Source organism: Stenotrophomonas sp. CFBP 13724, assembly GCF_014841975.1.
GTDB lineage: Bacteria > Pseudomonadota > Gammaproteobacteria > Xanthomonadales > Xanthomonadaceae > Stenotrophomonas > Stenotrophomonas lacuserhaii.
This window is the reverse complement of the sequence record NZ_JACYUW010000001.1, coordinates 1417675-1439105: the sequence shown is the minus strand read 5'-3', so window position 1 is coordinate 1439105 and position 21431 is coordinate 1417675. Positions and strand designations below refer to the sequence as shown.

The 21431-nt window shown below is 66.2% G+C and carries 24 protein-coding genes; 16 read left to right on the top strand and 8 right to left on the bottom strand.

The window, feature by feature from the left end; all coding sequences use genetic code 11:
* Positions 1–34: 34 nt before the first annotated feature.
* Both IFT63_RS06225 and IFT63_RS06220 read right to left on the bottom strand, forming a co-directional pair.
* Entirely contained in the window at positions 35–502 is a 468-nt protein-coding gene (locus IFT63_RS06225; RefSeq protein ID WP_042612915.1) for a DUF4126 family protein, read from the bottom strand.
* A 9-nt stretch (positions 503–511) separates the two neighbouring features.
* Positions 512–676 carry a hypothetical protein gene (locus tag IFT63_RS06220; RefSeq protein WP_192083560.1) on the bottom strand — a complete coding sequence of 55 codons (165 nt, stop codon included), beginning with the start codon at positions 674–676 and terminating at the stop codon, positions 512–514.
* A gap of 234 nt (positions 677–910) precedes the next feature.
* Here IFT63_RS06220 and IFT63_RS06215 point away from each other — a divergent pair, with 234 nt between their 5' ends.
* From IFT63_RS06215 to IFT63_RS06190, 6 genes are all read left to right on the top strand, one after another.
* A complete protein-coding gene (locus IFT63_RS06215; RefSeq protein WP_192083559.1) occupies positions 911–1873 on the top strand; it encodes an acyl-CoA dehydrogenase family protein in 963 nt (320 codons plus the stop codon).
* Positions 1861–2622, top strand: a complete 762-nt coding sequence (locus tag IFT63_RS06210) for a PIG-L family deacetylase (RefSeq protein WP_342450468.1) — start codon at positions 1861–1863, stop codon at positions 2620–2622. Before IFT63_RS06215 ends, IFT63_RS06210 begins: the two co-directional genes overlap by 13 nt.
* Positions 2619–3206 carry a class I SAM-dependent methyltransferase gene (locus tag IFT63_RS06205; protein WP_192083558.1) on the top strand — a complete coding sequence of 196 codons (588 nt, stop codon included), beginning with the start codon at positions 2619–2621 and terminating at the stop codon, positions 3204–3206. Before IFT63_RS06210 ends, IFT63_RS06205 begins: the two co-directional genes overlap by 4 nt.
* Positions 3203–3901, top strand: coding sequence for a glycosyltransferase (locus tag IFT63_RS06200; RefSeq protein ID WP_192083557.1), 699 nt, complete (start codon positions 3203–3205; stop codon positions 3899–3901). Before IFT63_RS06205 ends, IFT63_RS06200 begins: the two co-directional genes overlap by 4 nt.
* The gene (locus tag IFT63_RS06195; protein ID WP_192083556.1) at positions 3898–4179 is read left to right on the top strand and encodes a PQ-loop domain-containing transporter; all 282 of its coding nucleotides are present in this window, start codon (positions 3898–3900) and stop codon (positions 4177–4179) included. The genes IFT63_RS06200 and IFT63_RS06195 overlap by 4 nt, the downstream gene beginning before the upstream one ends.
* 92 nt (positions 4180–4271) lie before the next feature.
* Positions 4272–4553 carry a DUF3247 family protein gene (locus tag IFT63_RS06190; RefSeq protein WP_192083555.1) on the top strand — a complete coding sequence of 94 codons (282 nt, stop codon included), beginning with the start codon at positions 4272–4274 and terminating at the stop codon, positions 4551–4553.
* 130 nt (positions 4554–4683) lie between these two features.
* Here IFT63_RS06190 and IFT63_RS06185 read toward each other — a convergent pair whose 3' ends face one another.
* Genes IFT63_RS06185 through IFT63_RS06175 form a run of 3 tightly spaced genes read right to left on the bottom strand, consistent with a single transcriptional unit; the run spans position 4684 to position 7696 of the window.
* The gene (locus IFT63_RS06185; protein WP_192083554.1) at positions 4684–5844 is read right to left on the bottom strand and encodes an MFS transporter; all 1161 of its coding nucleotides are present in this window, start codon (positions 5842–5844) and stop codon (positions 4684–4686) included.
* A gap of 3 nt (positions 5845–5847) precedes the next feature.
* Positions 5848–7038: a cysteine desulfurase family protein gene (locus IFT63_RS06180; protein ID WP_192083553.1), complete on the bottom strand. Its 1191-nt coding sequence runs from the start codon at positions 7036–7038 to the stop codon at positions 5848–5850.
* Positions 7031–7696: a hypothetical protein gene (locus IFT63_RS06175; RefSeq protein WP_197974221.1), complete on the bottom strand. Its 666-nt coding sequence runs from the start codon at positions 7694–7696 to the stop codon at positions 7031–7033. Before IFT63_RS06175 ends, IFT63_RS06180 begins: the two co-directional genes overlap by 8 nt.
* A gap of 314 nt (positions 7697–8010) precedes the next feature.
* On the opposite strand from IFT63_RS06175, the gene IFT63_RS06170 reads away from it, so the two are divergent.
* Both IFT63_RS06170 and IFT63_RS06165 read left to right on the top strand, forming a co-directional pair.
* Positions 8011–9036 (top strand): AI-2E family transporter, encoded by a 1026-nt coding sequence (locus tag IFT63_RS06170; protein ID WP_249404408.1) that lies wholly within the window; start codon positions 8011–8013, stop codon positions 9034–9036.
* 191 nt (positions 9037–9227) lie between these two features.
* On the top strand, positions 9228–9752 hold the full coding sequence (locus tag IFT63_RS06165) for a DUF6622 family protein (RefSeq protein WP_192083551.1): 525 nt from the start codon (positions 9228–9230) through the stop codon (positions 9750–9752).
* A gap of 316 nt (positions 9753–10068) precedes the next feature.
* On the opposite strand, the gene IFT63_RS06160 is transcribed toward IFT63_RS06165, so the two are convergent.
* Positions 10069–10980, bottom strand: coding sequence for a LysR family transcriptional regulator (locus IFT63_RS06160; RefSeq protein WP_192083550.1), 912 nt, complete (start codon positions 10978–10980; stop codon positions 10069–10071).
* Between the two features lie 111 nt (positions 10981–11091).
* On the opposite strand from IFT63_RS06160, the gene IFT63_RS06155 reads away from it, so the two are divergent.
* The 5 genes from IFT63_RS06155 (at position 11092) to IFT63_RS06135 (ending at position 16037) form a co-directional block, all read left to right on the top strand.
* A complete protein-coding gene (locus IFT63_RS06155; RefSeq protein ID WP_192083549.1) occupies positions 11092–12153 on the top strand; it encodes an alpha/beta hydrolase in 1062 nt (353 codons plus the stop codon).
* Positions 12150–13379, top strand: coding sequence for an MFS transporter (locus IFT63_RS06150; RefSeq protein ID WP_192083548.1), 1230 nt, complete (start codon positions 12150–12152; stop codon positions 13377–13379). The genes IFT63_RS06155 and IFT63_RS06150 overlap by 4 nt, the downstream gene beginning before the upstream one ends.
* Before the next feature lie 74 nt (positions 13380–13453).
* Entirely contained in the window at positions 13454–14125 is a 672-nt protein-coding gene (locus IFT63_RS06145; protein WP_192083547.1) for a carboxymuconolactone decarboxylase family protein, read from the top strand.
* A 32-nt stretch (positions 14126–14157) separates the two neighbouring features.
* Positions 14158–14535, top strand: a complete 378-nt coding sequence (locus IFT63_RS06140) for an antibiotic biosynthesis monooxygenase family protein (protein ID WP_192083546.1) — start codon at positions 14158–14160, stop codon at positions 14533–14535.
* 161 nt (positions 14536–14696) lie between these two features.
* Positions 14697–16037 carry a chloride channel protein gene (locus tag IFT63_RS06135; protein ID WP_192083545.1) on the top strand — a complete coding sequence of 447 codons (1341 nt, stop codon included), beginning with the start codon at positions 14697–14699 and terminating at the stop codon, positions 16035–16037.
* Positions 16038–16092: 55 nt separating this feature from the next.
* On the opposite strand, the gene IFT63_RS06130 is transcribed toward IFT63_RS06135, so the two are convergent.
* The gene (locus IFT63_RS06130; RefSeq protein ID WP_249404345.1) at positions 16093–16959 is read right to left on the bottom strand and encodes an NAD(P)H-hydrate dehydratase; all 867 of its coding nucleotides are present in this window, start codon (positions 16957–16959) and stop codon (positions 16093–16095) included.
* Position 16960: 1 nt separating this feature from the next.
* Positions 16961–17734: a histidine phosphatase family protein gene (locus tag IFT63_RS06125; RefSeq protein WP_192083544.1), complete on the bottom strand. Its 774-nt coding sequence runs from the start codon at positions 17732–17734 to the stop codon at positions 16961–16963.
* A gap of 192 nt (positions 17735–17926) precedes the next feature.
* On the opposite strand from IFT63_RS06125, the gene IFT63_RS06120 reads away from it, so the two are divergent.
* From IFT63_RS06120 to IFT63_RS06110, 3 genes are read left to right on the top strand one after another with little or no spacing between them, the layout of a single operon-like run.
* Positions 17927–18649, top strand: a complete 723-nt coding sequence (locus IFT63_RS06120; RefSeq protein WP_235306008.1) for an ABC transporter ATP-binding protein — start codon at positions 17927–17929, stop codon at positions 18647–18649.
* Positions 18646–20085, top strand: a complete 1440-nt coding sequence (locus IFT63_RS06115; protein ID WP_192083543.1) for a DUF3526 domain-containing protein — start codon at positions 18646–18648, stop codon at positions 20083–20085. The genes IFT63_RS06120 and IFT63_RS06115 overlap by 4 nt, the downstream gene beginning before the upstream one ends.
* The gene (locus tag IFT63_RS06110; RefSeq protein ID WP_192083542.1) at positions 20082–21359 is read left to right on the top strand and encodes a DUF3526 domain-containing protein; all 1278 of its coding nucleotides are present in this window, start codon (positions 20082–20084) and stop codon (positions 21357–21359) included. Before IFT63_RS06115 ends, IFT63_RS06110 begins: the two co-directional genes overlap by 4 nt.
* Positions 21360–21431 lie beyond the last annotated feature (72 nt).

Below are 21431 nucleotides of genomic sequence, written 5' to 3'. Positions count from 1 at the left end.
CACGGCCCCGCCGTGTCTGCGCCGTGTGTACGCCTCAGCCGCTGCTACGCTCTGCGCACCGTGTGATCAGCGCTGCACTGCCGACAGCGATCGCATCCTCTACCGCACCGGTCGGGGTCTGACCGTAACGTGCGATCGCGCGGATCCGCAGGTTGAAGGTCAGGTAGGCCATGCCGACCGCGGTACCTGCGCCCAGCAGCGCGCCGATGCCACGTTGGCGATGTGGGGCAAGCGCAGCGCCGGCGATCATGCCGGTCGCCACGCGTGCAACCATGCCAGCCGGAACAATGCGATCCGGTGCGGTTTTCATCTTGTCGCCCAGCAGCTCGCCACCCGCCAGCGCCAACATGCCGGCCGAAGCCAGCGGATTGGACAGCAGGCCAGGCGCCCCGTTGTCAGCAGGCAGGGTGCCGGTGCGCGCCGCGTTGGTCACCGCTGCAAGCGGCGTCATGGCGCGCATGCCGGCAACGGCGCCCATCAATATCGAATGGATCAAGGCCATAAAGTGTCCTCAGGGCTTCGGGGGCTTTTCGTAGTCGTCAGGCGTGGCCGTGTGCTCAGACTCCGGCATGTCCTTGTCCTTCCACCGCGCATCATCATTGCGGTGCTTGTCGGGGGTGTCCGGCTTGTCCTGGTCGGCCACGTCGGCGCCAGGATTGAGCGGCAGCTTTGTCATAAGTTCTCCGTGCAGCGGGTGGTCATGCCCGGAAACATGCGCGCCTCCAGGTGAGCGCGGCGTCGCCGCGGGCTGCACATGCCCGCCACATGGCGGTCACCACCGGCGCACGGGCGGGCAGGTATCAGTAGGTCACCCCCTTCTCCAAGGATCTCCCGATGCGTTCAGCGACCCATGCCGGCAGCAGCTCCGTCCGCCGGGGCATCCCGGACATCTTCATCGTGGCGACCTGACATGGACCGACTCACCGACCACGCCGCCCCTGCGCTGGAGGCCGCCGCGCGCGAGGTGTTGGGAAGCCAGCCCAGCCTGCCGGCACCCGGGCGCGGCCACACGCTGGAACGCTGGCGCGCCTTGGCTGCCATCGCCGGGCGAGATCTGTGCTTGGCCAAAGTGCTGGAAGCTCACTACGACGCTCAGGTCATCCTGTCCGACCTGCATGCGTCGCCGTTGGGCAGGCAGTCGTTGGCGGCGGTATGGGCGGCAGAGGGGCCGCAGGCTACGCTGCTGTTCGACCCTGCCACCGGTACCGTGAGCGGTGACAAGCCGTGGTGCTCCGGCGCCGGCCTGGTGGACATCGCACTGGTCACCGCGCAGGGTCCGCAGGGATCCCAGTTACTGCGCATCCACGCCGATGCGCCTGGCATCCGGTTGCGGCCGCAGACCTGGCATGCCACTGGCATGAGCGGCATCCCCAGTGGCAGCGTCCAGTTCACCCAGGTGCCGGCCGAACCGATCGGAAAGCCCGGTGCCTATCTGGCACGTCCCGGCTTCTGGCACGGCGGCGCCGGAATCGCGGCATGCTGGTACGGCGCCGCAGTCGCCTTGGCCGCACCGCTGCAGCGCTCGCCGCGGGTCGCGGGGGATGCGCAGACCGCCTCCTTGCTGGGGCAGGTCGACATGCAGCTGCAGTCGGCAGCCGCACTGATCCGCGAACTGGCGGCATGGATCGACGCCATGCCGTCCAAGCCGCACCAGACCGACGTGCTTCGCGTACGCAGCGTGATGGAGCGCACCTGCACGCAGGTCCTGGATGCCGTTGCACGCGCGCTCGGGCCGGCGCCGATGTGCCTGGACGGTGATCACGCGCGGCGTTGGAGTGACTTGACGGTATTCATCCGCCAGAGCCATGCCGATCGCGACTGGGCCGAACTGGGACGCGCGGTGCAGGCACAGGAGGGACCGTGGACACTCTGACGCCGCAGCGGATCGAAGGGCAGGGCAACCTGGAAGCCGATTGGGCCGGCAGCAGCTGGCTTTCTGCGCTGCCCAGCACGCAGGCCCATACGTTGCTCGACGGCACGCGTCGCCTGCTGGTCGTCTCGCCCCACCCGGATGACGAAGTGCTGGCCTGCGGCGGGCTGATGCAGGCGGCGCTGGCGCAGGATGTTGCCGTGCACGTCGTATCAGTAACTGACGGCGAAGCCTGCTACCCCGAACAGCCGCAGTGGCCGCCGGAGCGGTTACGTGACGCGCGCCGCCACGAGTTGGCGCAGGCCATGCGTGTGCTGGGACTGGACGCAACCCACGTCACCCCGCTCGCGCTGCCCGATGGGGGTGTCACCACCCACGAAGCAGACTTGGCCGCACACCTGTCGGCTCAGCTGATGCCCAATGATCTGGTGATCGCCCCGTGGATCAAGGACGCCCATCCTGACCATGAAGCCACCGGCCGAGCGGCACGCACCGCGGCCAGTGCGCGAGGCGCACGCATGCTGCAGTACCCGGTCTGGGCATGGCATTGGCTTGATCCCGCGGCGCCCCTGAGTCCGTGGCCCACGGCCATGCGGATCCCGATGGACGCGCCCTTTCTGACGCGCAAGCGCGAGGCCATGCAGGCCTTCGCTACCCAGACCGGTGATGTGGATGGCCTGGACTGCCCGCCCATCCTGCCGGCACATGTGACTGCGCGCTTCCACCGCCCGTTCGAGGTGCTGATCGGATGAGTACCGCCGCGTATTTCGACATGCTGTACCAGCAGCCGGATCCCTTCCAGTACCGCAGCCGCTGGTACGAGGCTCGCAAGCGGGCGCTGACGCTCGCCTGCCTGCCGAAGCAGCGTTATGCCAGCGCGTGGGAGCTGGGCTGTTCCAATGGCGTGTTGACCGCCGAACTGGCTGCGCGCTGCGAGAAGCTGCTGGCCACGGACATCAACGAGCACGCATTGGCCGAGGCCGCTGACTCCACGCGCGGCTGTACCCACGTAACGCTGCAACATGCGCAGCATCCCGCCGAATGGCCGGACGGACGCTTCGACCTGATCGTGGTCAGCGAGGTCGGCTACTATCTGGACGCGGCGGATCTGCTGCAGATGGGAACGAAATTGCGGGGAAGTCTCGCCGGCCAGGGCCTCCTGCTGGCCTGCCACTGGCGTCATCCCTTTGATGAAGCACGCAGCATGACACGCGATGTGCACCGCCTTCTGGCGCAGGGGCTGGTCGAAGCATTCACCTACCAGGATGAGGACATGCTGCTGCAGGGCTGGAGCGAGCAGCCGACCAGCGTCGCCCAATGGGAAGGATTGCGATGATCGCAGTGATCGTGCCGGCGCATGACGAGGCTTTGGTGATTGGGCGCTGCCTCGCGGCGATCTCGTTGGCCGCCGTCCATCCCGGCCTGCGCGGTGAACCGGTTCTCGTTGTCGTCGCACTGGATGACTGCCGCGATGCGACCGAGTCCGTCTGCCTGATGCAGGGCGTCACCACGCTGGCCGTCAAAGTGCGCTGCGTAGGCGCCGCGCGTGCGGCCGCCGCAGCGCACGCATTGTCACTGGGGGCGCGCTGGATTGCCAGCACCGACGCCGATACCGTGGTGCCGGCGGACTGGCTGTACCGGCAGGTCAACTGCGGTGCAGACGCCTTCTGTGGCGTGGTCGAGGTCGTCGACTGGCTGGACTATCCGCAGGCGGTACGCGATGCCTTCACCGCCAAGGCAGTGGTCGATGGGCACCGGCATGTCCATGGCGCCAATATGGGCATCAGCGCCTCGGCGTATCTGGCCGCAGGAGGGTTCAGTGCGGTAGTCACCGGCGAAGACGTTGCCATGGTGCACGCCCTTGAGCGGGTAGAGGCCAGGATTGCCTGGCTGGCGCAGCCCGCTGTCGCCACCAGCGCACGACGCACGGCGCGCGCGCCGCAGGGTTTCAGTGGTTTCCTGCGCGCACTGGAGCGGGAAGTGCTGGACGCTGGCGCTGCGTTGCTGCCGAGCACGGCGCTACAGCGATGACCTTCGAACCGGTGGACCTGCTGGGGTGGGCGGCGACGATCGTGCTGATCGCCACGCTGGCGCGGCAGATCCACAAGCAGCACCAGGCAGATTCCGTGGAAGCAGTCTCCACCTGGCTGTTCGTGGGGCAGATGACCGCCTCGGTGATGTTCATTGCCTATAGCGCACTGGTCGGATCCACGGTTTTCGTGGTGACCAATTCGCTGATCCTGATTACCGCGATCACTGGACAGGTGCTGGCCGTGCGACGGCGCAGGAATGTGGGCCCGCGGCGGTGAGAGGGCAGATTCCCGCCGTGAACAGATCACGCGCAGCCTGCCTTCTCAGTAACCCCTCTCGACTGAATGCATCCAACAAAGGAGATTGCCAGATGGCCCAACGTGCCCCCCGAGTTCATACCGATGCGCGCGAGATCGAGCGCTTCAAACAGCTGCAGTCACAGTTCGATGCAGAAATGGTGGCCGAGCTGCATCTCATATCGGGCGAGGTCGTCACCGGCACCGTGCCGGAGCCACCGAACATCCAGCAGTTCCTCGATGAAGACGGCAATGAAGGCACCAACGGGCTGCTCCGACTGGATTGCGGGGATGCGCAGGTACGGCTTTTGTGGCTGGATGAAGTGGAGCGGGTGGTGCGGGTCGGAACATTCTAAGCGCGCGAGAAATCCGGGCCGATATCGTGTGGGTGGATCGCGTCCGCGCTCTGCATGAAGCCCTCATTGCAGGCGTTCACTGTCGCGACTTGGTGCAATTATCGTTCTTCTGAAGCTTGCGTTGCCGCTGTCAGTCCAGTCGGCCGGCCCGGTCCACCGTCGCTACGGCCAGTTCCAGCATCGCCAGCGCGGCCAGTGCCCAGATGAAAGTGGACTTGCCAGCGACCACCAGCAGCCATCCACCGAGCGCAGGGAACCCGAATATCCCGATGAAGTAGGCGACCACGAACCAGGTCAGCGCCGCGTGGCGGTCTTCCAGTGCCGATGCATTGACCGCCCAGGTCTGGATGACCGGGTACAGCAGCCCGTAACCGGCGCCGGTCAGGATGGCGGCGGCAGCATGGAATGCAGGATGCACGGCGCTGCCATGCAGGCACACCAGTCCGGCGACAAGGCAGCCCAGCAGGCAGATGATCACCGGCCTGCGCGGCCAGCGCGAAAGGTGGCGCACCAGCAGCAGCCGCAGTGCCACCGCGGTGCCTGCGTGCAGCGCAAAGAACGCGCTGGCACTGGCCGCGCTGCCATCGGTCAGCGAGCCCTGGAAAGCCATCATGCCGGAGAACACCGCCCCGCCCAGCCCGGCCATCAGGATGGGCCGGATCGCCACGGAGCCGGCCAGCCCGGTGGCTTTCCGCGCCCATGGACGCAGCGCTTTGCGCTGCGGCGGTCGCGGTTCGCGGATGCCGAATGACGCCAGCAGGCACGCTGCCAGGAGGCCGACGATACCGACCCAAAGAAACGCCGAGGCAAACGGTAGGCCGCCTTGTTCCAACAAAGCGGCAAGCACGATCGGGCTACCGCAGATGCCGGTCATCTGGAAGGCGCTGAAGCGGGTGAAGCCCGGGCCACGCTCGCTATCGTCCAGCCGTTCGGACATCGCCAGCGGCGCGCCGAGATAGAACATGCCCCAGCCCAGGCCGATCAACATCGCCGCCAGGCGGGGCAGGGAAGCCGGGGCGATTCCAGCCAGGCTTCCCAGCAGCAGGTAGCCTGCTGCCATGGCCAGCGCGCCCACTGCAGCCAGGCGCGCGGCATCGACCCAACCTGCGCACCAGCCCACCAACGGCACGCCCAGCAATGTCCCCAGCAGCGCCATGCTGAGCGTGGTACCTGCATCGAGCTCACTGCCGCCCTGGGCGCGAAACCACGAAGCGATAAGGAAGGTCGCACCGTAACCGGCAGCGCTGAACAGCGTGCCGAAAAGGATCAGCGACGGGGAACGGGGGCGCATGTGTCAGCTCCCCGGCTGCGTAGCCGCTGGCACCATAGACCTGAGCATTGCCACCGCCTCGGCAAGGCGTGCGCCGACGTGCCTCACTTCCTCTTCCGTGTTGAAGCGACCTATCCCTATACGCACGCTGGACTGGATGCGCGCCTCGCTGGCACCCAAGGCAAGCAGGACGTGCGATGGCGACTGCTGCGCCGATGTGCACGCAGAGCCCGAAGACAGCGCGATATCGGGTAGTTCGAGCAGCAGCGAGGAGGCATCCACGCCGGCGAAGGAAACGTTGAGTGTGCCGGGCAGACACGCCGTCAGGTGGCCGTTGATCTCCATGCCGGGCACATTGGCAACAAGATAGCGGCGAAGCGCATCCTTGAGCCCGCGCACCCTCCACGATTCAGACTCCAGGGTCTGCAGAGCCAGTTCCGCCGCGCGGCCGAATCCGACGATGCCGGGCACGTTGAGCGTCCCCGAACGCAGGCCGCGCTCGTGCCCGCCGCCCACGATCAGCGGTGAGAGCGCCAGGCCCGGGTTCGCGGAATCCACATACAGCGCGCCGATGCCCTTCGGCCCGTGGATCTTGTGCGCGGAGAAGGAGGCCATGCTGATGTTCATGCGCCTGACATCGAGTGCGACCTTGCCGAACGCCTGGGTGGCATCGGTGTGGAAGGGAATCGCGCGTTCCCGGCAAAGGGCGCCGATTTCTTCCAACGACTGCAGCGTGCCGGTCTCGTTGTTGGCGGCCATGATCGACACCAGCCGCGTGTCGTCACGGATCGCACGTTCAATGTGCTGCGGCGAAACGATGCCATCGGTGCCGGGCGGCAGGCAGGTCACCGACACGCCGTTGTCGCCGAGACGGGCACAGCTGTCCAGCACCGCCTTGTGTTCGATCATCGAGGTGATGACATGGCCCCCGGACGCGCCCTGCAGCGCACGCAGACCGGCCAGGGCCAGGTTGACCGATTCGGTCGCTCCGGACGTGAAAATGATATCCGCAGGCCGGGCCGCATTGATCGCCGTGGCGATTGCCGCCCTGGCGGTGTCCACGGCACGGCTCGCGTCCCAGCCGAAGGCATGGCTTCGGCTGGCGGCGTTGCCATGGCAGCGGGTCAGGTACGGCATCATGGCCTGCAGCACGTCGGGATCCAGTGCCGTGGTGGCGTTGTTGTCCAGGTAGATCGGACGCTGCACGTCATGCATCGGGCATCCCCGGCACCGGGGTGGCAGACGCTTGTGCGGCAGCGACTGCGAACTTCGGCGCGATGCACGCGCCCTGGCTTACCGCGCCGCAGTCACTGACCAGGTTCAGCCTGATCGTGGAGGTGCTGCCCAGCAGGTGGCTGAGCTGCAGCCCGCGCCCGTAAGCGAGCCGTTCCGACCATGCGCTCTCTTCGAAGAAGACCTCCAGCAACGTCGTGCCGGATGCTGCATCGCCGGCCGCCCGGGAAAAGTACTCCGTGGTGATGGCGGCGCAGGTCAACCGCTGCGTGGGCACCTGCGGTTCTTCGCCGCTCGGCGGAGATGCGACGCCGGCCACCATGCTGCGGACCAGTCGTTCGGGTACGCCGCCCAGGGCCAGGGTATGCGAGAGATGCTGGCGGGCGGAATCCTCATGGATGGCGTGGATGTCGCCGAGCGCTATCTGATGAAGCGCGGCAGCAGGCTGGAAGACCTCGCGGATGGCCGGGTGCAGGTGGCTCAAACGGGGGCGCCGCTTCTGCGAATTGCTGAGTCCGTCATCAAGGAACTGCGTACGAAAGATGCCGCGATGATCGAACGCCACCGACAGACGCGGCATCGGCAGTCCACTCTCGCGATGGCGGCGCGCCAGGCCAAGCGCGGCCTCGAAGGCGCGCAACTGGGCCTGGACCTCGATCACGCCCTCACCGTTGAGCGAAACCCGGGAATTGCCGGCCAGGATGCTGACATCGCCAGGCCGGTGCGATGGTGCGCCAGGGAACGGTTCGGAAATCCGCACTGCATTGCCCATACATCCTCCTTGGAATCGGCTTGACCCATACGTGACGGATGCCGGACACCGTCTTGTTCGATCAAGTCTAGAAATGCACCACGAATGCTCAAGGGGCAAAGCCGCCACCTTATGGCGCAGCCGGCTGGCCCGTATGATGGCCCCAGGTTTCGCTCCAGGATCGACACGCAATGTCTGTTGTCATGCACGAACGCACGGCGCCCGCGTCGCGCCCCCCGGCATTCCGCGTGGCCGCGTGGTTGCTGATGCTGCTTGGCATGTGGCTGGCCCTGCGGCTGGGGCTGGTGGTGACACTGTTGTCGGGTCTGCTGGTCTTTCACCTGACCCATCTGCTGGCCGGACTGGTGGAAGGCAAGCTGCCTCCCGGTCGCGCCAGGGCGTTCTCGGTGATCGTGCTTGCGGTGCTGATCATCGGCGCATTGAGCCTGGCCGGCGTCGGCCTGGCCGCCGTCTTCCGCAACCAGACAGGGGGACCGGACGCGCTGCTTGCGCACCTGATGGACATCCTCAACAGTTCGCGCCACCAGGTGCCGGCGCTGCTGCGTGCCTACATCCCGGAAGACATGGACGCGCTGCGCTCCGCGCTCAACGAATGGGCGGCCGAACACCAGCGCCAACTGGGCGTGGCGGGCACCTCCGTGGTGCAGGTCGGCGTTCGGGTATTGATCGGCATGGTGCTGGGCGCGATGGTCGCGCTTTACGACGAAATGCCGCTGCCGCGCATGGGCCCGCTTGCCCAGGAACTGGTCGGCCGGACCAGCCGGCTGGCCACCTCGTTCCGCCAGGTGGTGTTCGCTCAGGTCAAGATCTCCCTATTGAACACCCTGTTCACCGGCATCTACCTGCTGGTGGTGCTGCCCTTGTTCGGGGTCCAGCTTCCGTTGGCCAAGACCCTGGTGCTGATCACCTTCGTGGCCGGTCTGCTGCCGGTGGTGGGCAATGTCATCTCCAACACGATCATCACCATCGTGGCGCTGTCCGTGTCGTTCTACGTTGCGATGGGGGCACTGCTGTACCTGATCGTCATCCACAAACTGGAGTACTTCCTCAACGCGCGCATCGTGGGCGGTGAAATCCGCGCCCGCGCGTGGGAACTGCTGTTGGCGATGCTGCTGATGGAAGCCGCGTTCGGGCTGGCCGGGCTCGTTGCAGCGCCGGTGTTCTATGCGTATATCAAACGCGAACTGCTGGACCAGGGCTGGATCTGATCCATCCAGCAACCTTCATCGCCGGATGCAGGCTGCGCGCCGCGCTCGCCGAACATGGTTCGGCGCTACCGATGCGCACCTCTGCCGGCGGGTGACAGGTGTCACTTGATATGGGCAGGTTTCCAGCCATGATTGCCACACCGTCGCGTGGTGCAGTCTGCGCCGGCATTCCATCACTTCAAGGACGTCCCGTGCAGATGCTGCAGCTCCTCGTTTCGCATACCCCGATCTGGGTCTGGGTGCTTCTGGCTTTCCTGGTCACCCGCGGCATCAACGCGATGAAGCCGGGGGAAACCTCGCTGTCGAAACTGGCGATCGTGCCGGCGCTGTTCACGGTGTGGGGGGTGTGGTCGATCAACGCGCGGTATCCCGCATCGTGGGAAGCGTGGGCGTTGTGGGTGGTGGGTAATGCCGCCGGCGCGGGCGTCGGCTGGATCCTGCTGCGCCGCTTGAAACTGCGGGTGGAGTCGTCCACCGGGAAGCTGTGGCGCGGTGCCGACTACAGCCTGCTGCCGCTGCTGCTGCTTACCTTCGTGGTGAAGTACGGGTTTGAATCGGCTCTGGCCATGTCGCCGGCGTTGGCCGCCGACGGCGGTTTCCGCACGGCCCACCTGCTGCTGTCCGGTGGGTTCACCGGCATCTTCATCGGCAAGTACTGCCGGTACCTGGTGGCCTCGCGTTCGCCGGCACAGGACACGCTGGCACCGGTGGGCTGACACCGGCCGCGCTCTGCGCTCTGGTAGCGCCGAGCCATGCTCGGCGGCTTTCCGTTCGGGGGTGCGATGCCTGATGCAGGCCGCGCTTCGCGCTCGCCGAGCATGGCTCGGCGCTACCGGCTTTCCGTTCGGGGGTACGATACCGGATGCAGGCCGCGCTCCACGATCTGCTAGCGCCGAGCCATGCTCGGCGGCTTTCCGTTGCGGGGGTACGATACCGGATGCAGGCCGCGCTTCGCGCTCGCCGAGCATGGCTCGGCGCTACCGGCTTTCCGTTCGGGGGTTCCGATGTCGGCCGTGATCGCCGTTCCGTACGTCAGATGCGCGGGGTCGGGGGGACATCCTGCCTCAGCCAGGCGACCAGTGCCGAGAATGCCGGCGAGGGCTGCCGTCGATTGGGGTAATAGAGGTGATAGCCGGGGAACGGCACGCACCATTTGTCCAGCACCGCGATGAGTCGTCCTTCAGCGATGTGGTCGACCACCAGGGGCTCCGGCACATAGGCCAGGCCCAGGCCATCGAGGGCCGCATTGATCACGTGGGTCATGCTGTTGAACACCAAGGGCCCATCACCGCGCACGCTGAACTCCTTGCCTTTCTCCTCGAACTCCCACGCGTAGATCATGCCGTTCGGGCGGTGACGGATGTTCACGCAGCGGTGCCGGGTGATGTCGGCGGGCTTCTTCGGCTTTGGGTGGGCCTGGAAATAAGCAGGCGAGGCCACCACCACCAGTCGCCAGTCAGGCCCGACCCGCACCGCGATCATGTCCTTGCTCAGCGCCTCGCCCAAACGGATGCCGGCGTCGAAACGCTGTTCCACTACGTTGGTGAAGCCGTAGTCCACGTACAGCTCCAGCGTGATGTCCGGATACTGCTCCACGAAGCCGGCCAGCCGCGGGCGGATGATGGTTTCCATGGAGTCATCGGTGCACGAGATCCGCAACGTACCGGCAGGCCGGTCGCGCAGGTCACCCAACGCGTCGATGCTGGCACCGATGGCCTCGAAGTGCGGGGCGATGGAGTGCATCAGCCGCTCGCCGGCCTGGGTCGGTGAAACATTCCGGGTGGTCCGTGCCAGCAGCCGAATGCCCAGCCGCTCTTCCAGCAGCCGCATGGAATGGCTCAGCGCGGACGGGGTTACCCCAAGGCGCACGGCGGCCTTGGTGAAGCTCTGTTCCTGCGCGACGACCAGGAACGCCTGGAGGTCGTTGGTCTTTACGGTGCTCATGGGGCAATTGTGAGCCCAGCTCAGCAATGCATCAACCTTTGGCTGGATTATCACAAGTGGACACCGGGCCTATCGTGGCGTCCTGCATCTTCCTGCCAAGGCCTTCCCCGCATGAAAACCACCACGCTGCTGCTGGCACTGGTCGCCAGTTACCTGGTTCCGCACACCGCGCTGGCGGCCGATGCGCCCGCAGCGGCTGCACCCGCAGGCGCCGACAATTTCTATGGAAGTCCCACCGTTTCCGGCGAGCGCGTCAGCTTCCGCAACCAATACCAGATGAACGTCGTGGGCACGCTGTACCGCCCGCAGGGCCTGGACCGTGGCAGCCGCGCGCCGGCCATCATCGTCGGCCACCCGATGGGCGCGGTGAAGGAACAAAGCGCGCAGTTGTACGCGCAGAAGCTGGCCGAGCAGGGCTTTGTCACCTTGGCCATCGACCTGCCGTTCTGGGGTGAAAGCGATGGCGAGCCGCGCAACTTGGTCGCCCCGGAACTCTATGTCGCAGCCTTCAGCGCCTCGGTGGATTACCTGGGCACGCGCGACTTCATCGAGCGCGACCGCATCGGCGTGCTCGGTATCTGCGGCAGCGGCAGCTTCTCCATTGCAGCGGCCAAACTGGACCCGCGCCTGAAAGCCGTAGCCACCGTCAGCATGTACGACATGGGCGCGGTGACCCGCCAGGGTCTCAACAAATCCCTTAGCCGCGAGCAGCGCCGGGCGATGCTGGAACAGGCCGCCCAACAGCGCTACGCCGAGTTTGAACATGGCAAGGGCATCTTCCTCGACTACCTGCCGGTCACGCTGCCCGCCGATGCAGACCCGGTCACCCGCGAGTTCTGGGCGTTCTACCGTACCCCGCGCGGGGCCGCGGTTCCGGCAGGCTACACGCTGCAACAGACCCAGAACCGGATGCTGACCAGCGAGGTCCGCTTCATGAACTTCTACCCGTTCAACGATATCGAAACGATCTCGCCCAGGCCCCTGCTGTTCATCACCGGCAGCGAGGCGCATTCGCGCGAGTTCAGCGAAGCGGCGTATCGCCTGGCCGGCCAGCCGAAGGAGCTGTTCGTGGTCCCCGGCGCGGGCCACGTGGACCTGTATGACCGCACCGATCTGATTCCTTTCGACAAGCTGGGCAGGTTCTTCCAGCAGCATCTGGCAGCGCTGGAATGAGTGCCCCCAAGATTACAGATACCGACGCGCACGCAGGCACCACACAGGCCCATTGGGGCGGCGTATTCGCCATGACCCTGTGCGTGTTCGCGCTGATCGCTTCGGAGTTCATGCCGGTCAGCCTGCTTACGCCGATGGCCGCCGACCTGCGCGTCAGCGAGGGATTGGCCGGGTATGGCATCGCCATCTCCGGCGCGTTCGCGGTGTTGACCAGTCTGTCGATTTCACGATTGGCCGCCGCCATCAACCGCAAGACCGTGCTGCTGACCCTCACCGTCCTGATGGGAATCTCCGGGCTGGTGGTGGCGCTGGCGCCGAGCTACACGCTTTATATGGTCGGCCGGGCCATGATCGGGGTGGTGATCGGCGGATTCTGGTCGATGTCGGCGGCCACCGCCATGCGCCTGGTACCGGCGGCGCAGGTGCCCCGTGCGTTGGCGATCTTCAACGGCGGCAATGCGCTAGCCACGGTGATTGCCGCCCCGCTGGGCAGCTACCTGGGCGGGGTGATCGGCTGGCGTGGCGCCTTCCTTTGCCTGCTGCCGGTAGCGGCGATCGCACTGGCGTGGCAGTGGATCAGCCTGCCCAGCATGCCGGCGCTGCGCGCCAGCGCACAGGGCAACGTGCTGTCGCTGCTCAGGCGGCGCGTGGTGCTGCTGGGCATGGCGGCGTGTGGTGCATTCTTCATGGGCCAGTTTGCGTTGTTCACCTACGTGCGCCCCTTCCTTGAACGCGTCACCGGTGCGGGGTCTTCGGCAGTGCCGCTGGTGCTGCTGGCGATCGGCGTGAGCGGCCTCATCGGGACCATCGTTATCGGCGCGGTGCTAAGGCGCGGCCTGTATTCGACCCTGGTGACGATTCCCGTGTTGATGGCGGCGATCGCCGTGGCGTTGGTTCCCCTGGGTCCCCAGCTCTGGCCGACCGCGGCGCTGTTGTCGCTGTGGGGCCTGTTCGCCACCGCCGCGCCAGTGGGCTGGTGGAGTTGGATCGCGCAGACCTTCACCGACGAAGCTGAAGCCGGCGGTGGCCTGATGGTGGCCGTCGTGCAGTGTGCCATCGCCGTGGGCTCCACCGTGGGCGGCCTACTGCTGGACAGCTTCGGCTTCACCAGCATGTTCGCGGCCAGTGCGGCGCTGTTGCTGTCCGGTGCGTTGCTGGCCTGGATGACCTCTGCCGAGCCGCGACCGACTCACACGCCGGCCATGGCGGCAGGGGAGGCGGGATGAAACGATGGGCCATGGCCGTAGTGATGTTTGCCTGCCTGCCAATCGGGTACCTGTATGCAAACGAGGAGAACAGCATGACCCCTGGATCCACCCGATCAGACGTTGTTGATCTGAGCCCCCAGCAGCAGGCGATCATCCCGATCAGCGCGTTTGCCGCCGCTGGCGACATCGAGCGGCTTGGCCCGGCGCTGGAGGCGGGCCTGGATGCCGGGCTCAGCGTGGCCGAAGCGCGCGAAATCCTGGTGCAGGTCTACGCGTATGCCGGCTTTCCGCGCAGCCTCAATGCTCTGGGCGAGTTGATGAAGCGGGTAGAGGCGCGCCGGCAGCGAGGCATTACCGATGATCCGGGCCGTGAGCCCAGCAAACCGGTTCCCTCGGGCGAGGCACTGCTGGCGGCGGGCACCGCCAACCAGACCACGCTCGCCGGTGGCCCGGTTGCCGGACCCCTGTTCGATTTCGCCCCGCAGGCCAATGCATACCTGCGCACGCATCTGTTTGGTGACATTTTCGAGCGCGACAACCTGGACTGGAAAACCCGTGAAGTGGCGACGGTAAGCATGCTGTCGGCATTGACCGGCGTCGAGTCGCAGCTGCAGTCGCACATGGGCATCAGCATGAACATCGGGCTGGATGCCGATGCGTTGGGCATGCTGGTTACCGTGCTTGAGCAGCAGGTTGACCCGGAGGCCGCGCAGCGCGCAGATGCAGCGCTTCAGCGTACCCTTGAAGCCCGGCGAACGAAATGAGGTGGCAGGATGGACGCGCAAAGGCGGCACGTATGACCACGAAGATGATCGCCCTGCTGGTTGGCCTGAGTGCGCTGTGCTTCAGCGCGCAGGCAGAGAACGTGCAGATGACCCGGCTGTCGAAGATCAGCGTGGATCCCGCGCACCTGCCTGCGTATCGCGCCGCACTGGCTGAAGAGGTGCGTGACTCGATGGAGCGCGAACCCGGCGTACGCGCGTTGTACGCGGTGTTCGAGAAAGAGGATCCGACCCGTTTGACGATCCTGGAGATCTACGCGAGCCGCAAAGCCTATGAGCAACACATCAAGAGCCCCCATTTCATCAAATACAAGGAGGGAACCCTGCACATGGTGACCTCCCTCGAACTGGTGGATGTCGATCCGTTGTTGCCGGAACTGAAGATCAAATAGGCCAGCTGGCGGGTTATCGGGAGTGGCGGCCGCTGGCCGTCGTGCCGTGCTGTGCAAAGCGCTTGCTTCGGCTTTGCCCGATCAGGCCTGCGTCCCTGCGTTGCGTGTATCGATGCCCACCGGCCTTCCGCCTGGCCCGAGCCAGGAGGACAATACCCCCCATGTCCTCTCCCGATCCCCTGCGCGGCCCACTGCGGTCCGCCCTGTCCAGCCAAGGCTGGAAACGGCGCATTGCCCTGTGGGGCGGTGCAGTCGCGGTGGCCCTGGTCGCCATCGTGTTCGCCAAGGCCAGCGATGCCGCCTTCGCGCTGTTCCAGCGCATCATTGCGCACTCTCTGTGGTGGGCGCTGCTGCTTACTCCCGGTATCTTCGCGCTGCTGGCCTGGCTGACCGGTGGCGTGCTGCGTCCCACCCGCGGCAGTGGCATTCCGCAGGTCATCGCTGCGCTGGAAAAACCGGATGACGCCACGTTCCGCAGCGAAAACCTGTCGTTGCGGGTATCGGCCGGGAAACTGCTGCTGACCAGTTTGTCCTTGTTGGGCGGCGCCTCGGTGGGGCGCGAGGGACCGACCGTGCATGTGGGCGCGAGCCTGATGTACAGCTTTGGGCGCTGGTTCGGGTTCCGCGATCCGCGCGAACTCTCCCACTTCCTGCTCGCCGGCGGCGCGGCTGGCATCGCAGCCGCTTTCAATACCCCATTGGCCGGCATCGTGTTCGCCATAGAGGAGTTGAGCGGGCGTTTCGAACATCGCTTTTCGGGCACCTTGCTGACGGCGGTGATCGTGGGCGGGGTAATCTCACTTGGCCTGCTCGGCAACTATGTTTACTTCGGGCACGTGTCGACAGCCCTGCCGTTGGGGCAGGCGTGGGTGGCCATCCTGCTGTGCGGTGCCGTCGCCGGGCTGCTTGGCGGGCTCTTCGCGAAGATGGTGCTGCTGAGCGTCTCCGGCAGGCCACGCTGGCTGGGCCGGCTGCGCCGCGAGCACCCGGTACTGCTCGCCGCGGCCTGTGGGCTGGTGGTGGTCGGGCTTGCCGCAGGCTTCGGCAACGGTGCCTTCGGCACCGGTTACGAGCAGGCGCGCGGGCTGGTGCAGGGCCACGCGGGCGTCGGCCACGAGTTCGGCCTGATGAAGCTGCTCGCCAATCTGGCGTCTTATGTGGCCGGCATTCCGGGCGGGCTGTTTTCCCCGGCGCTGGCAGTGGGTGCAGGACTCGGGCACAACCTGTCGGTGCTGATGCCATCGGTCGATCCCAGCGCCTTCGTGGTGCTGGGCATGTGCGCTTATCTGACCGGGGTTACCCAGGCGCCGCTTACCTCGGCGGTCATCTCCCTGGAGCTCACCGACACCAATGGCATGCTGCTGCCGATCCTGGCGACGGTGCTGCTGGCGCGCGGCGTGTCGGCGCTGGTCTGCCATGTGCCGATCTACCGTGGGCTGGCCGAACAGCTGGCGGGCGGGGCCTCCGCGCCGCGCACCGAGTCCGCCGGGCGTCCGCAGTAGGATACCGAGGCAGCCGCAGTCCTGATGACGGGCGCTCTCGCGCCCAGCGCGCAGTTCAGCGCCAGGGGAAGCGCTGCAGGATGGACGGCACTTGCGCACTTATCTGCCGGGCGAGATAACCCAACGGCCCAACGGATTGAGCCAGTAGTCGGCCCGCCTCACCGTGGACCCATACACCCCACAGCGCGGCTTCCAGCGCAGTGGCTCCGCGCGCAGCGAATCCTGCAATCAGGCCGGCGAGGGCATCGCCGGAGCCGGATGTGCCCAGGCCCGGACCCCCCCCCTCGTGCTGCCACGCCGCCCCGTCAGGCCCGACGATGTACGTTCGCGGGGCCTTCGCAACCATCACACTGTTGGTGGCTCGGGCCATCTCACGCGCATGTTCAAGGTGTGCCTGCTGTACGTCTTCCTTCGATCTGCCGCACATGCTTGCCATTTCACCGGCATGCGGGGTGAGGATGAAGGGGCGGCCCTCCGGGGCACGCAGCGCCCCATGCAGCGCGCCGGCATCCAGGATGACCGTCGCTGCCGTCTGCGATGCCTTGGCTTTCAGCCGCTCAAGACAGGGTGTGGACCGCATTCCCGGCCCGATCAGCAGCGCATCACACGCCTCAAGGGCGCTCTGCAGCACAGGGCCGCCGCCTGCGAGCTCGCCCTTTGAATCCTCACGCACGCCAACAACCAGAGCCTCCGGCACGGCAAGTCCGAGCGCCATGGCGGCGCTGCGGACCGTGAGGACCTGCAGCTTGCCCGCACCAGCGCGGAGGGCGGCCTCGGCAGAGAGCAGCGCGGCCCCAGGCACCTGCACCGACCCGCCCACCACGCACACCCGCCCACGCGCATCCTTGTCGCCCCCGGGGGCTGGCAACGGCATCGTGCGAAGCGCGTCAGCGTCCAGGCAGCGGAGGTCACCGGTGTTCATGTCAGCGGGCCCCCGCCGGCTTGTCCGGCGATCCGGTGCGGGCGTCGGCGGGCAGCTCAGGCGGGACGAAGTTCGTCCGCACCAACTCCAGGTTTCCCGCCTCGATCGAGCTCTGATATTCGGTGACACCACAATTGGGAACATCGGCTTGGCGGTCGATGTCCAGGACGGTGCGCTCGTCCAGCCCCTCAAGCAGATACCGCATGCAATTGACGATGACCTGATGGCCAACCACCATGACGTTGGCCCCTGCATGGCTGTTCTGCAGGTCCGCCACCACGCCGCGCAGGCGCAGGATGACGTCACACCAGCTCTCACCACCGGGCGGTCTGAAATAGAACTTGCCGACCAGCTTCCGCTGCTCGGCCAGCTCGGGGAAGGTGGCCAGGATTCCCGAGCTGGTGTAACGGTCCAGCACGCCGAATTCTTTCTCGCGCAGACGCTCGTCCACGATCAGCGCGCTGCTGGCATGCCCGAGCCTGGACATCACCGCCTCCGCGGTCTGCCGTGCCCGCACGTAAGGGGACACCAGCACGACCTGGGGACGGTCGGCCTCTGGCTGTGCACGCGTCCATTCTGCAAGGGCCCGCGATTGGCGCTCGCCCAGTGTCGACAGCGGCACGTCCGCGTCGCGGTGCTCCAGCTCGATCAGGCTGATTCCGTGGGCTTCGGCGTGGTCACGCGCCACGTTGCCGGCGCTTTGCCCATGGCGGACCACCCAGATGCGGTTCGGCCAGCGGGCCGTTTTACCTTCCATTGCGCTGTTACGCTCCATCAGCACTCCCATCGCGCAGCGATACCCGCAGTCGTCATGGCAGCCATCACCTCTCGTCACAGTGTGAATCCGGACGCTAGGAGCTCCCGCGTTAGGCCCGCGCAAAGCGCCGTGAAGAACGACTGCACGCCGTATTGTTATGTCATAACATTGCGTGTTAGCCTCGACGGCCTGCTTTGAAAGGTAGTTTCCGTGCCTGCTAGTACGCCCGTTGTTGAGATCCGCAACCTCTGCATTTCGTTCTCCGGCAAGCCGGTGCTCTCCGACTTCAACCTGATCGTGGAGCGCGGGCATATCCATGCACTGCTCGGCGGCAACGGCGCGGGAAAATCCACCACGCTGTCCGCGCTGCTGGGTTTCGTGCAGCCCACCCGGGGTGAGGTCAGGGTGGCCGGCGTGACACCGTGGTCCGATCCGGAGCGTGCACGTGCCCACCTTGCCTACCTGCCTGAAAACGTGGCGCTGTATGACCACCTCACGGCGCTGGAAAACATCGACTACCTGCTTTCGCTCAGCGGCGGGCGGAAGCCTGCGGCTGCCATCACCGATGCCCTGCGAGCCGCCGGCCTGCAGGAGGCTGCCTGGCAGCAACGCCTGGCCGGATTCTCCAAGGGCATGCGGCAGAAAGTGGCCATCGCCTTGGCACTGATGCGGGAGGTGCCGCTGCTGCTGTTGGACGAGCCGACGTCCGGGCTGGATCCAGGTGCCAGTGCGGATTTCCATGCCCTGTTGCAACCCGTACGGGCCCGCGGCACTGCGATCCTGATGGTGACCCACGATCTGCTGGGCGCAGTGGAAATCGCTGACCGCATCAGCGTGCTGGACCATGGCCGCATCGTCCATGAGGCCGAACGCCCGGACTTCGACCTGCGCACGCTGCATGCCCACTTCGCCGGCAGGGGACACGACGCATGAGTGCGCTTGGCGCAGTGATGCGCAACGAACTGCGCGCCATGTCCAGGCAGCGCACGGCACTGGCCGGCATCGTGCTGATGGCGGTGTTGACCGTCACTGCCACGGTAGTTTCGCTGCACCACATGCAGGCCGCGGCCGAACACCGCGCCGCGCAGCAGGCGCAGGCGCAGGCCGCCTTCGACGCGCAGCCGGACCGACATCCCCATCGCGTGGTGCATTACGGTCATTTCGTCTATCGGCTGCCCTCGGCGCTGGCCGCCTTTGATCCGGGCGTTGATCCCTTCACCGGCAGCAGCATGTTCCTGGAAGGCCACCGGCAGAACACGGCCAACTTCGGCGATGTCATGCAGAGCTCGCTGCTTACCCGTTTCGGCCAGCTCACCCCGGCCTTCGTGCTGCAGATACTGTCACCGCTGGTGCTCATCTTCCTCGGCCACGGCCTGCTGGCGCAGGAGCACGAACGCGGAACGCTGCGCCAGCTGATGCTGCAGGGCGCGAGCCGGCGTGCCATCGTCGGCGGCAAGTTATGCGCCTTGTTGCTGGTTGCCACGATTTTCCTGCTGCCCGCTGCGATCGGCCTGGCGTGGTTGGCCGCAGGTACGCCGGATTCGGCGCTGGTGGCTCTGACCGTGGCGGGAGGTTACGCACTTTATCTCACGGTGTGGTGCTTGTTGATCACGGCCATTTCGGCCCTGCTGCCGCGGCGGCGCGACGCGTTGCTGGGCCTGATCGGGGGCTGGGCCGTGGTGGCGCTGATGGTGCCGCGTATCGCACCGGACGTGGCCTACACCGCATTGGATCTACCGGACCGGCTGCAGACCGAGGTCGGCATCGCGCGTGACCTGCGCGCCATGGGCGACAGCCATGACCCGGCTGATCCTTACTTCGCCAGCTTCCGGCAGCGGGTGCTGGACCAGTACGGCGTGAGCCGCATCGACGATCTGCCGGTCAACTACAAGGGCCTGCTGGCAGTGGAAGGCGAGCGACTGACCTCGGTTCTGTTCAACCGGTATGCCGAGCACAGCGCGCATATCCAACACGAGCAGAATGCCTTGGTCAGCAGGTTCGCCCTGATCAGCCCGGTCATTGCCATCCGCCAGATGTCGATGGCCGCTGCAGCCACCGACCTGCGCGCGCATCTGCGCTTCATGGACCAGGCCGAGCAGCACCGCTATCGTCTGGTCCAGCAGCTCAACCAGATGCAGGCCGACGCGGTGTCCTATGCCGACGACACCGCCAGCGACCCGGGCGCGGACCAGCGCAAGCGCGTTGACCGCTCCCAGTGGCAGGCGATCCCGGCGTTTGGTTACGTGCCCCTGCCTCCCTGGCATGTCCTGCAGTCCCTGTCATGGCCGCTGCTGGGCCTGCTTGGGTGGGTGGCGGTGGGGGCGGCGCTGATCAGTCTGTCTGTGCGTCGGCTTGGAGGTGCGCGATGACGCTCTGGATGTATGAAATCCGGATGATGCTGCGTCCTCGCATGGCGGTTGCGGCGTTGGTATTGCTCAGCCTGCTTGCGCTTGCCAGCCTGGTATCGGGCGTGCAGCGCATGGACAGCCAGCGCCAGGCCATTGCCCGGGTCGGCTCCCTGCACGCCGAGGACCTGGCCGCCGTGAAGGCCGCCCACGGGGATTCCACCGATGCAGGGCGCGCGGCGTACTACAGCTTCCATCCCACATGGAATCCGCCATCGTCACTGGCATTCGCGGCCGTTGGCATGCGCGATGTGGCGCCCTACATCCTGCGCGTACGCGCCCTCGGCCTGGAGGCGCAGATCCATGATGGCGATACCTTCAACCCCGAACTGGCGCTGGCAGGCCGCTTTGACTTCGCCTTCCTGCTGACCTTCCTGCTGCCGCTGTTCGTCATCGCATTGCTGCACGACATCCGATCGTCCGAGACCGAAAGTGGCCGCGAGCGCATGCTGCGCAGCCTGCCGTTGGGAGTGCAGTGGCTTTATGCACGCCGCGCCGTAGTACGTATCACGGCACTGTGGCTCTGCACCGGGCTGCCTTTCGTGATCGCGGCGGTGCAGCAGGGCGTACCGGCCACGCAGATGCTCGCGGTACTGGGTCTGGCGGCCACCTACCTCCTGTTCTGGGCCGGGCTTTGCCTGATCGTTGCGTGGCGCGGCTGGAATTCCGGAGTCAATGCGGCGACCCTGGCATCGCTCTGGGTGATGATCGCCCTGGTGGCACCGGCGATGGCGCATGTGGGCATCGAGCGGGCCGTGCCGGCGGAGCAGGGCGCCGCCATCGCGCGCGCCCAGCGCGAAGCGGTCAACGGCGCGTGGGATATTCCACGCGGGGATACCATGCAGCGCTTCTACGCCGCGTATCCCGAATGGCGGGATTCGCCGCCGTTGGGTACCGGGTTCCATTACAAGTGGTATCTGGCCTTCCACCAGAACGGCGATGACGAGGTAGCACCGTTGGTCGCTGGCTACCGGCAGGGGATAGAGCAACGTACGGCCGCCGCATCAACCCTGGGTTGGCTGTTGCCGCCGGTAGGGCTGCAGGTTGCCCTGACCCGCATGGCCCATACGGACATGCACGCGCACCTGGCGTACCAGGATCGCGTGCGTGGTTACCACGCCCAGCTGCGGCGCTATTTTTACGGTTACCTGTTCACCGATACGCCATTCCAGCAAACGGACTACGACAACGCCCCGCGCTTCGAAGCCGTGCCAACAGCGCCCACACCGCCCCGATAACGCCGAGCCATGCTCGGCGGAACTCCCGGCGTATGCGGAACTCCGCCAAAGCGGACATCAGACTGAACACTG

What these genes read in the sequence shown, in the direction of transcription:
- IFT63_RS06225 (WP_042612915.1), bottom strand. Translation starts at nt 502, where the DNA reads ATGGCCTTGATCCATTCGATATTGATGGGCGCCGTTGCCGGCATGCGC.
- IFT63_RS06170 (WP_249404408.1), top strand. Translation starts at nt 8,011, where the DNA reads ATGCACGAACGCACGGCGCCCGCGTCGCGCCCCCCGGCATTCCGCGTG.
- IFT63_RS06180 (WP_192083553.1), bottom strand. Translation starts at nt 7,038, where the DNA reads ATGCATGACGTGCAGCGTCCGATCTACCTGGACAACAACGCCACCACG.
- IFT63_RS06140 (WP_192083546.1), top strand. Translation starts at nt 14,158, where the DNA reads ATGACCACGAAGATGATCGCCCTGCTGGTTGGCCTGAGTGCGCTGTGC.
- IFT63_RS06200 (WP_192083557.1), top strand. Translation starts at nt 3,203, where the DNA reads ATGATCGCAGTGATCGTGCCGGCGCATGACGAGGCTTTGGTGATTGGG.
- IFT63_RS06190 (WP_192083555.1), top strand. Translation starts at nt 4,272, where the DNA reads ATGGCCCAACGTGCCCCCCGAGTTCATACCGATGCGCGCGAGATCGAG.
- IFT63_RS06160 (WP_192083550.1), bottom strand. Translation starts at nt 10,980, where the DNA reads ATGAGCACCGTAAAGACCAACGACCTCCAGGCGTTCCTGGTCGTCGCG.
- IFT63_RS06115 (WP_192083543.1), top strand. Translation starts at nt 18,646, where the DNA reads ATGAGTGCGCTTGGCGCAGTGATGCGCAACGAACTGCGCGCCATGTCC.
- IFT63_RS06150 (WP_192083548.1), top strand. Translation starts at nt 12,150, where the DNA reads ATGAGTGCCCCCAAGATTACAGATACCGACGCGCACGCAGGCACCACA.
- IFT63_RS06220 (WP_192083560.1), bottom strand. Translation starts at nt 676, where the DNA reads ATGACAAAGCTGCCGCTCAATCCTGGCGCCGACGTGGCCGACCAGGAC.
- IFT63_RS06110 (WP_192083542.1), top strand. Translation starts at nt 20,082, where the DNA reads ATGACGCTCTGGATGTATGAAATCCGGATGATGCTGCGTCCTCGCATG.
- IFT63_RS06130 (WP_249404345.1), bottom strand. Translation starts at nt 16,959, where the DNA reads ATGAACACCGGTGACCTCCGCTGCCTGGACGCTGACGCGCTTCGCACG.
- IFT63_RS06125 (WP_192083544.1), bottom strand. Translation starts at nt 17,734, where the DNA reads ATGGAGCGTAACAGCGCAATGGAAGGTAAAACGGCCCGCTGGCCGAAC.
- IFT63_RS06145 (WP_192083547.1), top strand. Translation starts at nt 13,454, where the DNA reads ATGACCCCTGGATCCACCCGATCAGACGTTGTTGATCTGAGCCCCCAG.
- IFT63_RS06135 (WP_192083545.1), top strand. Translation starts at nt 14,697, where the DNA reads ATGTCCTCTCCCGATCCCCTGCGCGGCCCACTGCGGTCCGCCCTGTCC.
- IFT63_RS06155 (WP_192083549.1), top strand. Translation starts at nt 11,092, where the DNA reads ATGAAAACCACCACGCTGCTGCTGGCACTGGTCGCCAGTTACCTGGTT.
- IFT63_RS06195 (WP_192083556.1), top strand. Translation starts at nt 3,898, where the DNA reads ATGACCTTCGAACCGGTGGACCTGCTGGGGTGGGCGGCGACGATCGTG.
- IFT63_RS06215 (WP_192083559.1), top strand. Translation starts at nt 911, where the DNA reads ATGGACCGACTCACCGACCACGCCGCCCCTGCGCTGGAGGCCGCCGCG.
- IFT63_RS06185 (WP_192083554.1), bottom strand. Translation starts at nt 5,844, where the DNA reads ATGCGCCCCCGTTCCCCGTCGCTGATCCTTTTCGGCACGCTGTTCAGC.
- IFT63_RS06205 (WP_192083558.1), top strand. Translation starts at nt 2,619, where the DNA reads ATGAGTACCGCCGCGTATTTCGACATGCTGTACCAGCAGCCGGATCCC.